12 protein-coding genes and 1 pseudogene are annotated in these 13,673 nt (G+C 34.3%); 6 read left to right on the forward strand and 7 right to left on the reverse strand.

Annotated features, from left to right (window positions below; translation table 11 throughout):
- Nucleotides 1–59: 59 nt before the first annotated feature.
- Nucleotides 60–269: pseudogene (locus ACKPCE_RS10375) on the forward strand (conjugal transfer protein TraG); the annotation flags it as partial.
- A 99-nt stretch (nucleotides 270–368) separates the two neighbouring features.
- Here the strand turns inward: ACKPCE_RS10375 and ACKPCE_RS10380 are convergent.
- Genes ACKPCE_RS10380 through ACKPCE_RS10395 form a run of 4 tightly spaced genes read right to left on the reverse strand, consistent with a single transcriptional unit; the run spans nucleotide 369 to nucleotide 4,561 of the window.
- On the reverse strand, nucleotides 369–851 hold the full coding sequence (locus ACKPCE_RS10380; RefSeq protein ID WP_319505121.1) for a DUF6650 family protein: 483 nt from the start codon (nucleotides 849–851) through the stop codon (nucleotides 369–371).
- Between the two features lie 2 nt (nucleotides 852–853).
- Nucleotides 854–2,857, reverse strand: a complete 2,004-nt coding sequence (locus ACKPCE_RS10385; protein WP_319505122.1) for an ATP-binding protein — start codon at nucleotides 2,855–2,857, stop codon at nucleotides 854–856.
- The gene (locus tag ACKPCE_RS10390; protein WP_319505123.1) at nucleotides 2,854–3,855 is read right to left on the reverse strand and encodes a nucleotidyl transferase AbiEii/AbiGii toxin family protein; all 1,002 of its coding nucleotides are present in this window, start codon (nucleotides 3,853–3,855) and stop codon (nucleotides 2,854–2,856) included. Before ACKPCE_RS10390 ends, ACKPCE_RS10385 begins: the two co-directional genes overlap by 4 nt.
- 4 nt (nucleotides 3,856–3,859) lie before the next feature.
- Nucleotides 3,860–4,561 carry a DUF6088 family protein gene (locus ACKPCE_RS10395; RefSeq protein WP_319505124.1) on the reverse strand — a complete coding sequence of 234 codons (702 nt, stop codon included), beginning with the start codon at nucleotides 4,559–4,561 and terminating at the stop codon, nucleotides 3,860–3,862.
- A 962-nt stretch (nucleotides 4,562–5,523) separates the two neighbouring features.
- Between ACKPCE_RS10395 and ACKPCE_RS10400 the strand changes: the two genes are divergently transcribed.
- The 4 genes from ACKPCE_RS10400 to ACKPCE_RS10415 all read left to right on the forward strand — a co-directional run bounded on the left by ACKPCE_RS10400 (nucleotide 5,524) and on the right by ACKPCE_RS10415 (nucleotide 8,210).
- A complete protein-coding gene (locus ACKPCE_RS10400) occupies nucleotides 5,524–5,757 on the forward strand; it encodes a hypothetical protein (RefSeq protein ID WP_319505125.1) in 234 nt (77 codons plus the stop codon).
- Nucleotides 5,758–5,863: 106 nt separating this feature from the next.
- A complete protein-coding gene (locus tag ACKPCE_RS10405; RefSeq protein WP_319505126.1) occupies nucleotides 5,864–6,442 on the forward strand; it encodes a hypothetical protein in 579 nt (192 codons plus the stop codon).
- 386 nt (nucleotides 6,443–6,828) lie between these two features.
- A complete protein-coding gene (locus tag ACKPCE_RS10410; RefSeq protein WP_319505127.1) occupies nucleotides 6,829–7,737 on the forward strand; it encodes a tetratricopeptide repeat protein in 909 nt (302 codons plus the stop codon).
- A 212-nt stretch (nucleotides 7,738–7,949) separates the two neighbouring features.
- Nucleotides 7,950–8,210: a hypothetical protein gene (locus ACKPCE_RS10415; protein ID WP_277639916.1), complete on the forward strand. Its 261-nt coding sequence runs from the start codon at nucleotides 7,950–7,952 to the stop codon at nucleotides 8,208–8,210.
- A gap of 251 nt (nucleotides 8,211–8,461) precedes the next feature.
- Here the strand turns inward: ACKPCE_RS10415 and ACKPCE_RS10420 are convergent, their stop codons facing one another.
- The gene (locus ACKPCE_RS10420) at nucleotides 8,462–9,838 is read right to left on the reverse strand and encodes a phage integrase SAM-like domain-containing protein (RefSeq protein WP_319505128.1); all 1,377 of its coding nucleotides are present in this window, start codon (nucleotides 9,836–9,838) and stop codon (nucleotides 8,462–8,464) included.
- A 385-nt stretch (nucleotides 9,839–10,223) separates the two neighbouring features.
- Between ACKPCE_RS10420 and ACKPCE_RS10425 the strand changes: the two genes are divergently transcribed.
- Nucleotides 10,224–11,390 (forward strand): site-specific integrase, encoded by a 1,167-nt coding sequence (locus tag ACKPCE_RS10425; protein WP_319505129.1) that lies wholly within the window; start codon nucleotides 10,224–10,226, stop codon nucleotides 11,388–11,390.
- A 662-nt stretch (nucleotides 11,391–12,052) separates the two neighbouring features.
- On the opposite strand, the gene ACKPCE_RS10430 is transcribed toward ACKPCE_RS10425, so the two are convergent.
- Both ACKPCE_RS10430 and ACKPCE_RS10435 read right to left on the reverse strand, forming a co-directional pair.
- Nucleotides 12,053–12,976 (reverse strand): DUF6731 family protein, encoded by a 924-nt coding sequence (locus tag ACKPCE_RS10430; protein WP_319505130.1) that lies wholly within the window; start codon nucleotides 12,974–12,976, stop codon nucleotides 12,053–12,055.
- 114 nt (nucleotides 12,977–13,090) lie between these two features.
- A complete protein-coding gene (locus ACKPCE_RS10435) occupies nucleotides 13,091–13,660 on the reverse strand; it encodes a DUF6549 family protein (protein ID WP_319505131.1) in 570 nt (189 codons plus the stop codon).
- Nucleotides 13,661–13,673: the final 13 nt, after the last annotated feature.

A 13,673-nucleotide genomic window follows, 5' to 3' on the forward strand; every position in this document is an offset into this window, starting at 1 on the left:
AGAAGCGGGGATTTTTTTGTTTTTTGCTTATATCTTTTACCTTTAAAAAGACTATGTATAATGAGAATGCAAAACGGGAAATTGCCAATTATAAGAAGCTGTCAAAAATCCTAGATTTTAGGGACGAGAAGGGCAACGACCGTATGCAGGACGAGATACAAGCTAATTACGACCGTATTCGGCAAGAAGTCCGCCAAATTGTCGAGGGCGAAATTACCCGTATCAAGAACGACCCGGATTTACAGCATTTGATTAAGGAAGAGGATTAAATCAAAATACCCAATTCTCCAATTGATAGCAGGAGGACTGGGTATCTCGTTTACATTTGGGTGTTTTTGCAACCATCAGTTACATGAATTTATCATGCTTTACTCTTCTCGTGATGGAAAAATTGAAGCCAATTCTTCCTCAATATCAATTCCGTAAGCAACAGCCATTTGTGCTATCATAATTCCGAAAACACCTCTTAATTCACCTAAGGCAGAGTTAAATTTCCAACTACTTATACAATCGTGGTTATTTATATAGAATCGAACTTCTTTATCTTTATTTGGAAATTGATTTACAAATTTTCGAGATGCTTTTCGCATTGCACTAACATATCCATAGAGCTGCGTATCAGATGGAATGTCCTGCATTTTATCTGTCAAATAATGTCTGATTTCAATGATTGAATGTACACAATGGTCGAGACATTCTTGTTCGTAAGGATTGTATAAAACTCTCCTGTCTTCTAAAAAACGAATAATTTTGTTTGCCTTTGTTCGCTCTGTTTCCGTTGGATTCCACGATATGCCAAAAATCGGACAACTAATTCCTGTAAGGCGTTCTCTTATATCTGTAAAATTCATATTTAAATTGTTTCTATTTTTCTAATATTATTTACTATATTATTCGCAGCTTGACGATTATTGGCACACAATTTCATCTCTTCTTCAATTGTTTTTTTGTCGAAATCTAATTTATCCAACAGGAAACGATGCTTTATTTCAAAAAGCATAAATACATCATCCCAAGTCATTGCGTAAATCTCAAATTGGTCTTTTATATGGACTAAGAATCGTTTGTTTTTATCTTGAAACGCCTTATATTGGTCTTTTACATAATCATCAACTTTATTGCTTACAACAAAAAATTTCCACGACCGCAATTGACTGTTGAATCCATCTTCTCCTTTTATTAAATCCACATAATCTTCAATTTGTCGAAATTGTTCTTTCCCAATAGTAACAGTAGGGCGTTTTAACTCAACGATAACATTTTCTTCTAACATATTTGAATGGTCTGATGCATCTGCCACTTTGTGTTTTCGACACATAAAAATATCCGGTCGTCTATTCCGTTCAGGAGAATCGATTTTCACTTTCTTTTTTTCGCCATCCAACACATGTAAATAATTGGACAGGGCTTTTTCAAATGTTTCATCAGCAGAAACTAAATGAAACTGTTCTCCAAAAAGCCAATAATTATCTTCTACTGCTAATTGAATATGTTCTCGTTCAGTAGAGAATTTTTTAAGGTCAAAAACGAGATTCCTTAATTGCTCTACAACATCACATCTGTTTCTTATCATCTTTATTGTCCGCAATATGCGACTTAATGATGTGGTTCGTAATGTTTGAGCTAACTGCACTCTCTCTTCGGTTGAAATGTCAACAATACTACCTAATATTGAAAGTATATTTTCTCTTTCATCTGTATCCAAGAGAAGATTTAGAAATCCGACACAAGTTTGTGACTGCTCTTTTTTTAAGCCCTTAAAGATTTTAGGCTGTATGCAATATATCTCTTTTATTACATTTAGTAAATCTTGTTTTCGCTCTTGGTCGTATTTATTATCTCTAAATGCGGGCAGTATGCCATTTTGCTCATAATCAGATAGTAGTTTATTTGCAGCACCCTCTTTTACAAATCTTTTCTCTCTTTCTTTCAATAGAGATAGGAGCTTCTTTTTGAGTATTTTGTATATATCATCAGACTGATTCTTGACACCATCTAATCTTGGATGGGGTTTTTCTTCAAAAGCGAAATTGTCAAAATATTCAGAGATGATGTATAGGCTATGGAAGAAGTTTATAGCGTTGTTATTAAATGATGTCAGTTCCTTGCCAAGTTCAAACTTATCACTTTTCAAATAGTAATAGTAGAATTTATCTCCGATATTCTTTTCCCATCTAATATATGATATTTCAAAATCATAATCAGATATAGTGATAGGTATTGTTTCTGACTCTGCAATCAAATATTCATAGTCAATTTCAACACCATTCATGGTTAATGAATAACCTTTTTGTTTATTTAGATATAAAAACCATCCAAATTCTTGTGCAAGAAACTCACTAAAAGCAGGAACATAGAAGTGGTTTGCTGAAAAATCTTTTAAATCATGAAAATACACATCTGTTCCAGTTGCTCCAGATGTTATTTTTTGATTGTTATTAGTTTCGTAATGGTCTTTATCTCCAGCCCCTATTGTAATTTCATATTGAATAATCGAATTGTCTTCTGCTTTATATCTTGTTTTCCAAATAGCTTTAGAGCAAAAATTAATGAAAGAGAAACGCCCTTTCCCTTTTTTTCCTCTAACGTCAGAAGTCCTTTGATATGATTGTTGTTTTTGAGAATCAAGAAATGCACCAAATGTCGAAGCAATCGTAGATAGGTTTATACCATCCCCATTGTCCGATATTATGAAATGAGAAATATATCCTAACTCGTTAGCATCAAAATGAATATCAACATTAGATGCCTTAGCATCAAAACTATTCCAAATATATTCAGCAATAGCCAACTTATAATCTGATGGGATTCCAGCATTATCAATGCTTTTATCGCTTGTGGTTACTTTGCTTCTCATATTTTATTTATTCTAAAGTTTTCAAAATCTATTAATCTTGTATGCAGACGCACCATTGCTTCAATAGCTTTTTCTATCGGTGGCATTTTTTGTTTGTCAAAAGCCAATTTTTTTAAATCGGAGGTGTATGCCGTCATAATTTCCGGTTTTGCCATCATCTCTTTTGCTGATTTGAAAATGGGTGCATCCGCCAACGAAAGGTGCGACTTGGAATTTTTGTTCAGTCCATCTTCGACCGTAACCCGGTACATCGCTTCCAAAAATTCGTCCGAGTGCAAATATTCTTGATATTCAGGAGTGTGTAGTAACTGGCATAAATCGTAAATATCACGAATGTGCTTTGCCAGTAAGTTTACAGTATCTTCATTATAGGACAATTTGACAAGTCGTGAAATCTTATCACAAATGGTTTTTCTTGGATTAATACATTGGACATCGAATCCCTCCAGTCCATATTCTTGAATTAAATCTTTCCGTTCAATATTTTCAAGAAAAGTTGTAATAATTGGTTTGATGGTACGACTGTCAGCAGGGTAATACATTTGTTCCTTATCCGATAAATCGCAGGACTTTATTTCAACCTCTAAATTCTCCTTTAACCCTACACCTTGAAAAACATTCTCATAAGAAAAGAACAATTTACGGAAGTTTCCACCTGTTTCCGACAACTCTTCACGATATATATCGGCATTCTGTTCTATGACGAATTTGGAGAGTTTCTTGTTCAGTGTTTTTTCCGCTTGTTTGGAGGCTGTCGTATCTCCTGTGAAAACAAACAAGTCCAAATCCTCCGAAAAACGTTCAATCACTCCATAGGCTTTTGATAAAGATGTCCCACCTTTGAAAAATACTTTTTCCTTGTATTCAGACAAAGCAATCTCTTTGAGTATTTTACATACCCAATAATCTTTTTCAATATGTGATTGTTCGTAACCGAAATGGTCTGCTGCCAATGCAATTAACTCTTTAAATATCTCCTTGTCCGAATGTAAAGCCATATATTTAAGCCATTTTATAATTCAGATTAAACCGTGTTGTGGACAGTATTGTACCGGAAATTTCACGCTGTAAGTCTTGTTGTCCAATCTCGCCCAGCATATCCGCCACAATCTTTCGCACACGAGGTGGATAATCCTTTGTCAAAGATACTACTTTTATAAGTTCTGTCGTTGAAAAACCTTTGAAATATTGATTCTTAATGCGTTCGTATATATCTTGTTCGGTGCTTCCGGGTATGTGTTTTATATCTTTTACGGCATCAAGTACCCGTAGATATGGAATGTTGTTTTCATTGAGATGAGCCATAGAGTAGGCTTTTACACATTCAATATCCAAGTTTTTGAATCGGAAGCGACGTACTGGTTTAGGTGTAGCTACGGTAATGGTGGTTGCCACTTGTTCTGTTAAGCCCATCTTATTGTAGATGTATGCTCCGGTAATATAACCATCCAACTTTTGGGTAATGTATCGGAACTGTTCATCTTGATATACGGGTAATGAACCTAATCCCAAAGCAGACTTGCGGGGACGAAAATACGCTCCTTTTTCAACTCGCACCAGTACTCCTTTCTTGTTCTGCTCTGACAGTAGTACAGCTACATTTGCCAGCTTGTCGTTGGGAAACGACAAATCCCGGAACGTAAATATACGCCCCGTATCTATCCGCTCAATCTGCTGCAATATTTCTCTTCTAAATGAAGCCATAACCTCTACTTTTCTGCAAAGTTAATCTATTATGTTTTTATATGCAAATACATAACGATTATTATGCCGAAAATATTATGTGAGATTTATTCAGGCTAATTCTCTTGCCAGTGGCGAGAGTTTTTTGTTTGGCAAATTTCTCTCATCACTGCTGAGAGTTTTACGATTCTAAGTGTAGTTTCAATATGTAACATGAAATTGTAGCAACAGTGTTGCGACAATTTAAGCCGAAGCAATCACTTCACATAGACTTCTGCGGATAAGCTGGTACACCTGCGGACACCCTGTCGCCAATCGTCAATATATGGCATACTTAGTCTGTAATTTTGGATGGGACTATTCCCGTAAACCACTAAAATTCCAAAAGAGATGGATGCAAAACAGCTTGAATTAGTCCACAGTAGAAAGACAGAATGCTGAAGCACTGTGGAAGTTCTGAAAGAAGAAGTTTTAGATGTGCTGCAAAAAGAACAAGATTTCATGATAGAGATACGCAATAAAATTTCTTTATTAAACCGATGAATTTGGTTTTAGTTGCATCCCTTTTCCCACGATATTTAGGTGAAATTATACATAAAAGACAGTTTTCGGAGATATATAGCCAACTAGAAGCAATATATAATTTTTGAAAATTCAGATACCATTGAAATAATTTATCAAATAAATATATCTATCTTTGAATCGAATTTTAAATCTATTATTATGTTAAAACCATTAAAACAGTTTGTTTGTGATGAGTGAGGTCAAGTGATTAATTCTCCCGAAGAAGGATATGTGGAATGGGAAAGTGTGGTTGATGAAAAAGGGAGAGGTTTTGCTCGTGGGTTTAGAATAGTTCATGTCTCGCATGCATCTCCCTTAAAACATACAAGAAAAGGGTGTTATAAATAGGGCCAAAGCGAATACCAGAGTGATATTGATTTGGAACATTTTCTTCAAAATGCTCATCAATATATGTTTTCTTGCTTGATTTAGGATTCTTGCATGACAGAAATAACAAAATTGGATGTCAGGTTTCTTATTTTAGAGAATTTGTGGATTTTTCCAAAAGACTTACAATCTCTTACTACGAAGAAGCAAGACAATATTTTGAAGAAGCTCTTGAAGATGAAGAAATATGTGGTGATGAAAATGAAATTTATATTTTTAGTGAAGAAAAATTAAAAAGTATAGTTCAAAGATATGATAGATACTAGAATGTACTTCGAAAGGAAATTGACACATAAATTTGTAAAATAGATGTTTCCAGTGTTAGGTGTTCTTACCTGCATCTATGCACGGTTTTAAATAATATCTCGAATTATGGATTGGAGTTGGTTGAAAGTTATCATAGAAAAATTGCGTATTCATTCTGTTGTAGGTTCTGGTGTTTTTGTAACATTATGTGCAATCCTATTCACCAAAGACTACTGGGCTTTAGCTCTAGCTGGTTTGTTGTCTTTCCTGATAATTGAGTTTGTCATTTATTTATTTGGATTCTTAAAGAAAAAACGTATAGTTAGAGAGATAAAAATGAATGAAAGGCAGAAATATGAAGAAGAGCAAAGACAGTATACTGATTTAATTTGGTTGTTGTTTTTGGGGCTTTCTGAGAGGAATCTGAAACTTGCTTTAGCTACCTTTGGCGCTCCAAGAGATCCGACTGATAAATATGTACGCATAGTAAAGATGGATAGTTTGTTATACAGCCAATTGCTGTCTAGTCAGTATTCAGGTTACGGAAATTCAGACCCTTTTACTATTTCTATAAATAATAGTAGATCAATGATTGTTTGCCTTCAAAAAAAACATATTGGAGATTCAATGGTAGTTTATTTCGATTCTTATTTTTATAATTTAATAGAAGAGTTCTTAAAAACTGGTGTCAAGAAAAAAATATAATAAGTATTTCTATCATTCATGTATGTGCGTGAAATTTAATGGAATCACGCTTTTCTTGTTAATCTCCTATAATTTCCCCATATTTGCATTGCATTACATTCTGAAAGGCGAGGTAACTTGCTAAAGTTGCTACGGGCGTATACACGTCCGTTTCTTCTGTATATATACGGTTCTGACCCCCGTGTGATGTATTAATGTACTCACAGCCTTTCAGGTGTAATGCAACGGGAAAGCGGAACCGTTCTTTGTATCCGCTCTTAATGCCTGATGCAATGACATTAAGTATGTGGTGCCTTTTTATTTGTGTGAGTTGTGAAATGTTAAACTTTAGGTTTCCATAAGAATAAATGCTGTTTGATTGTTATTAAATAATAAATGATATTTGTATGGCTTTTATTTCAGATCTTGTTAAAATAGAATCTGTCAATATTTCATTGAATATATCGACGGAACTTCTTGAAAATATTTCAAGTGATATTAAAGCAATTAGTAGTCAACTCGATTCATTGATAAATGCTGGTTATCGGGAAGCTTTGCTTTATGAGAGAGAAGGTAATATCTCTAAATATAGAGAGTGTATCATTAAGGCAATTGCTGTTGATCAGTTTAATATTCTAGCGCAACTTGCATATGTAAAGATTCTTGTGAGTGAGGAGAAGTACACTAATGCGATTGAGCAATATTGGGATATTATGAATAAATTTGGAGCTTTGGATGGTTTTGTACCTCGCGAATTGGTAAATATATATATTAAGACTAATCTTGAAAATATAGATAGGGATAATTTTTCTATTAAACTTGCTCCTGAAGAAGCTGATAGCCACTTTGGTGTAACTGAGATTTGGGCATCTAGAAATATCTTTGTTGTGAAATGGGTCAGACCTAAAACAGCGTGGTTTATATTTTCTAATAATCATTCAGAAAGATCTTTTATTAAATGCTTTAATATTGAAAATACTAATCTTTTTGAGTTTTCAAATAAAACAATTGAAGTGTTATCTGTAACTAATCAGTTTGTTTTTCTTAAAGCTGATGGCCGATTAATTTGTTTTGATTATAATGGGAATCAAATTGAAAATGACTTATTGGCTATGATCTACGAAAAAATTCTGAGTAGATCGATTTCATATAATAGATTTACTATTCCGTTAGGAGAGACTAAGACTGTTGGAGATATTAGCATGCATCATAAAACAATTACAGTTGAAACATTTAAACCTGATACAGAAACCCTAACAGAAGTTATGAAGGTTCCTGTTAGTGCTGTTGAAATAAAGAAAACTAAAGCGATATAGTCGCTTTTTTATAATATATAAAGACCGTGACTTGATTAAGTGAGGGTTATATTGGGCTTGATAAATATCGTTATTGTATTTAAATGAGATGAAACATGTTTATTAATATGTAAGTTTTGTTTGCATGTGATTGAGTACTTATTCTTTTCTGGGAACTCCCCATGTTTATTCCACATTAAATTAAGACTGGTTGATATTAAACTTATACTATCATGACAGATTTTAGAATGACTTCAGATGATAAGTTGGCTGTTATATACACTGTGATGAACAGCAAAACGTTTGGCCAACGTGAAGCAGCTAGCATTGTTGGAGGTAGGGGCAGACTTTTTAAGCTGGTTGGTGAAGGAAAGATACGGGCTGAGAAACCGACGAAGGTGCAGAACGGTAAGTGGTTTTGTAATGCGTCCGATGTGCTAAGATATGCAGCTGTTAGTTATAGAAAACCGAGAAAGGTAAAGAAGAAGAAATAAAGATTCGATTTTTGTAACTAATTTGTTACATAGAATGTTGTTAATATGGTTTTCCTGTATTGCGGAGATTCAAAGTATATATTTTCGTATTTGATCAATAGCCTCGATTCCAGATCTAACAATTACATACTTACTCAGGCAAGCTAAAGTTTGCCCTTGTAATTCCTTTACATATCTCTCCATTTTACGCTCTCCCCATATCAACATGGAGTCCGTCGTGTAATCTGCCTTATTATCATATTCTTTCATCATCATAATGTCGGCTCACATCCGAAAGCGGCACACATGAGAATATATTTCTCTTTGAGACCCAATTGTGTATATCTGTCAACTGCACTACTTCCACGCTTATGAAGGCCGGCTGCATATTTATCAATCTGCACTTTATTCATTAGATCTACATGAGTTTTGCGGGCAAGCTTACTACTTGCAACCTCATAGACAAACTGATACTCATTAATGCCCAATGTCGTATTAAATATTGCAACTTTCCGGTTTATCTCGTAAAATTCAAGTAGCTTTTTAATTTGGTAATTATATCCGGTTTCTCCGTTGCCATCTGGATAATAGGGGAGTAGGGCATTGTTTGATAATTCGCCCTTATACTTCATTATAATATCGTACGCAATGGAGATAATAGGAGTTTTAACTTCTGTGCGAATCAATCCGTCTCTATGTGTTTTTTGAGGCAAATAGTGAATATATGGTATTCCTTCTTCAATGCCAATATTATCAAAAGTGAACCGTCTAAAATCACCGACACGGCAACCAAAACAGCATTGTACGATGAATAGATCTTTCACCCGTTGTAGCGACTCTGGGCATTCCTTTTCTAATAGCGTATTAAATTCTGCTTTGGTCAGGAAGATAGGCTCATCGTATTGCTGCTTCATTATAGCCTCTTTCTCTTTTCCTATTTTGCGGAATGGAGATACAGGGATAATATCGTTACTTTCGAGTTCAACCATGAATGCTTGCAGGAGTAGAAGTTTTTCAGCAATTGTGTTTTGGCTTCTTTCTTTAGATGGTTTATTTCTATTATTCATATCAAGGTACAGGGCTGGATATTTATCAACCAGTTTATACTCTGTACGCAGGAACTCACGAAATTTTAAAATAATATCTTTATTAAAATCCTTAACGGAACATCCATCCATGCCATTGATAATAAAGAACCGTGTTAACTCGCGGATAACTACATCATAGTGTTTTTTTCTGCCAGTACCTATAATGCCTGTATCTAACCAGCCATTAACATAGCGTTGAAACATCTCACATAATGGTTCTTGTTCCTCATCCACTTTGGCATATTTCTCAGGATTATGAAATTTATCTATGAAGAGGGTTAAATCATCTTTGCTTAAGTCTGTATGTGCCTCACAGAAATTTATTATTGAAACGGTCAAATTTGATAAAGTGTTGCTTGCTTCTAGCATTTCTTTGCGTGTTCCTTTTCCGTCTTCAGCACGTGGCAATGCAATTGCTCCGTTCTTAAATCTATTAGGATATACGTAAATACCGGACTTAACTCTTAGCCTAACGTTTCTATTCACGTTCACTCGTAATAGAAGCTCACTTTTACCGTTCTCATTTACTAATGATGAAATAGTAATGTCTATTTTTGCCATGCTTTAATCTTTATAAGGTATCTACAAATGTAGATAGAGTGCGGACAAAAAACAAATATTTTGTCCGCAAAGTTGCAATCTTATGAAATCTTGTCCGCACTTATGCAATAGGCTTATTTCTATAATCGCCTGATTTACAGCGGTTATATGCTTTATGTGGTTTTATGTTATTAGCAGTATTGAATCGCTTCGGAATCACGAAAAGCAGTCTTATGGGCTGCTTTTTTTGTGCTGTATATCAGCCACTTACATCAAAATAGCCTGAAAATCAGCGTTTTATGGGATTTGAACGTTTTGTGTTTAGCCACAGCGAATCACATATAATCACACCAAATATACATCTTTGCATTGCAAATGCATTGCACATCACAAAAAAATGCGTTGCATGAAATACCCAAATTTAAAATTCGTATTTGATCGCCGAAATGTGGCGAGTTTAGAGAGATTAGCTTCTGTATATTTAGAAGTTTCATTTCAGAGAAAAAGAAGAGATGTCCCTACAGGTATTAGATTGTTTTCTAATGAATGGGATGATAAAAAGCACGTAGTTAATCGTATTGATAGTATTGAATTAAATACGCAGCTAGAAACGACGTTAAGCAAGGTTCGAAAGATCATGCTTAAAATGCAAGAAGAAGGTGAGGAGTTTAGCCTTGATAAATTCGATGTCTATTATAAGGGGCTCGACAATAATGGCTCATTCCTTGACTTTATGTTTGATATGATCGCTAAACGTCCGTTAACAGAATCGACAAAGAGGCAACACCTCGTTACGTATAATATGTTAGTTACGTTTGGTAAGATACAATCTTTTAAAGACTTGACTCCAACCATGATAAAAGCCTTCGATGATCATATTCGTACCGATGGAGTAAAGAAGTGTCAGGCTACTATATTTAATATCCACAAGCGTTTAAAGCCGTATGTTCGTGAAGCGTGCGAGCGTGGTTATATAAAAGAGAATCCATACGACAAATTCACAGTTCAGGCCGGGAAAAGCAAAAGCCGAGAATTTCTAAATATGGATGAGATTCAAAAGATACAGTCTAAGAGTCTGAATTCGCAAATGGATAAAATACGGGACTTGTTTTTATTTGGCTGTTATACCGGAATGGCTTATTCTGATATTGAGAACTTCAATTATGAGAAGGATGTAGTGAGTAGTGGAGGAAACTATTTTATAGAAGCCCATAGGCAGAAAACAAATACAAGCTTCTATGTAATGCTCTTAGAGCCTGCTTTGAAGATTCTTAAAAAGTACAATAACGAGTTGCCTGCAATTTCTCTACAGAGATACAATACCCATTTAAAAACGTTAGGCGCGTTTTGCGGGATAAACAAGACGCTTACATCTCACCTTGCTAGGCATACATTCGCAACTACTATAACGCTTGCAAATGATGTTCCTTTGGAAGTTGTTTCGCGTATGTTGGGGCATACTAATATCAAGACTACTCAAATATACGCAAAAGTGCTAAATACGTCGATAGAAAGGCACATGAAGGAACTTGGGCAGAAAATGAAGAAGAATAAAAAGAAGGCGGCTGAATAAGCCGACTTCTTTGCATACAAGCCGATTGAGTATTGAGTTGGTAATAAGGTGAAAATATCTGAAGTCAAAATAAAAAACTCAATAAATATTAGAATAAAACTAATTTTACAGAGAATATCCAAAATAAAGTGTATATTTAGGACTTGTTGCTTGGGTATACTCACATCTAAGATAAGTTGATTAACAAACAGTATAGAAAAATGAAAAATAAGCCATCAAATAAAAATCAAGCCTGCTTAATATTTGAGCGTTGCTGGCCTTACTTAGCATGTTTTGTGATTTCTGTCTTCTTATACAGTTATGAATCTACACCATATATACAGAGAATGTTCGAGTCTATTAATAATACAGTGTTTCTTACTGCAATGCTTACTTCTTTAAGTATTATCTTTGGATTTCTCTTAACTGCATTTACGAGTATATTACAATCAGCATCAGAACCAATAAAATTACTTAGAGAATACGGCAGGTTTAAAGAGCTCGTACAATATAATAAGGAGGCTGTTATCTGTATTTTTATATCTGTAATTATGACATCTTTATTTTTGCTTATTAACAATACATCTTCTAATTGTATATTTAATGTATTCAAGTCTTGTTGGATTATATCTATACTATTATCTACTTTTTTAAGTTATAGATTTCTATATATATTTTATAAATTAATCTAGCGTACCAACAAGTGATCGAACTGTTTCAGCTTGTCTTACATAAACACTAGTGATTCCGCTTTTTCTTTCTGAGAACTGAAGCCCTGATGCTATATTTTGCTCCTCTAAAGGAAAGCGATCTTTTATTTTATCTAAAACAAAATTAATGACCTCGTCAATAATTTCGACGTCTTCTTCTTCAGAAGATCTTCTACTGCCCTTTATTATTAACTTATTATATCTATCAGATGAACTTGCTTCCGTTCGATTAAACATATGTGAAAATACATTGATAACTCTCAAAACCTCTTCTTTGATAAGCCCACCTTTCACTTCTTCTCCTTTTAATACTAATTTCATATCTTTAGTAGCATTAATATTTTTTGCCGCTTCAGCAAATTGATGGATAGCTCCTGTTGTATTTTGTTCGCGCAACATTAAAACCGGATTAGCTATTTTAACTTCTACTTCCATAACGCTCAACATATTGTTAACTCTATCATAAGCATTTGGTTTTAATATGGGAGCTAGTGTAATTGAAAGATTTGGCACTCCATTATTAGCTGCATGTAGCTTAAAATAATCTTCAATTTGTGTGTTAGAAAGTCCTAGTCTATTAACTTCTAAATACAAAGCAGCGGTAGTTGGATCGTATAATATAACATTAGGATATGCAAGTCCTTCTCCATCGGCTAGAGATACTGCTGAATATTCTTCCCCACCTGGCCTATGAGCAGGAGGAATATTCCTTTTCTGAGTGGCTACAAAGAGTCCTGTAATTGTCCCATTGCTATTTCTATTTACATAATTTAATTCGGCAGTCTTATACTCATTAATAGCAATTGGGCTTTGATAAGCTTCGTCTAGAAGCAAATTTTCGAAACTCATATCTCCCTGTAATTCTAGTCGAAAAATAACAACATTTTTGAAAGCCATAGTACTTGAAATTTAGTGGTTAATATTATTTTATATATAGTGATAAAACTTATTTATTTGCAAATATATAATAATATAAATCAAAATCAACTTTAGCTTTATTTTTTTTGTATACTATTCATTATTTATTTTTATTAAAATATTTTTTCTATATAATATATGAGAATTCGGATTAAAATTCACTACTTCTTGCCTAATCCCCTTCAAGCCCCACCGCCACCAAAGAAATCTATGTTTATAGACTGCATGTATGATCTGAACAATACTATCTCGGCTTTGCACAACCATACTCGAATCACGCAAACACGCATCAACACTTAACCACTTATCCCGATAATGAAAACAACTATCCGATTCGGGCACATAAACAAGGCTATCGCGGGTTACAGTTTCAGTGTGGGTGATATACTGCACATCTTTAGGGCGTAGCTTAAACTCTTTAATAAGCTTGGCATCATTGGCCCGATATTTCTTTAACTCATCCACTGTTAACCTGAGTGCGCTAACAGAAAGTACATTCAGGCTATCCCGTATTTTATACCTTTTTGCGTCTTCCATTAATGTAGAAACGTTACCTGCTTGCCGTTTTGCTTCCATACGCAACGTTTTGTTTTGCCGGAGTAGAAAGGCTACTCCGGATAACAAAGCAATGAAAACAGCCGTTATAATCAAATATTTTTTCATGGCTTATCAATTA

The sequence above is a fragment of the Bacteroides graminisolvens genome (assembly GCF_963666085.1).
GTDB lineage: Bacteria > Bacteroidota > Bacteroidia > Bacteroidales > Bacteroidaceae > Bacteroides > Bacteroides graminisolvens.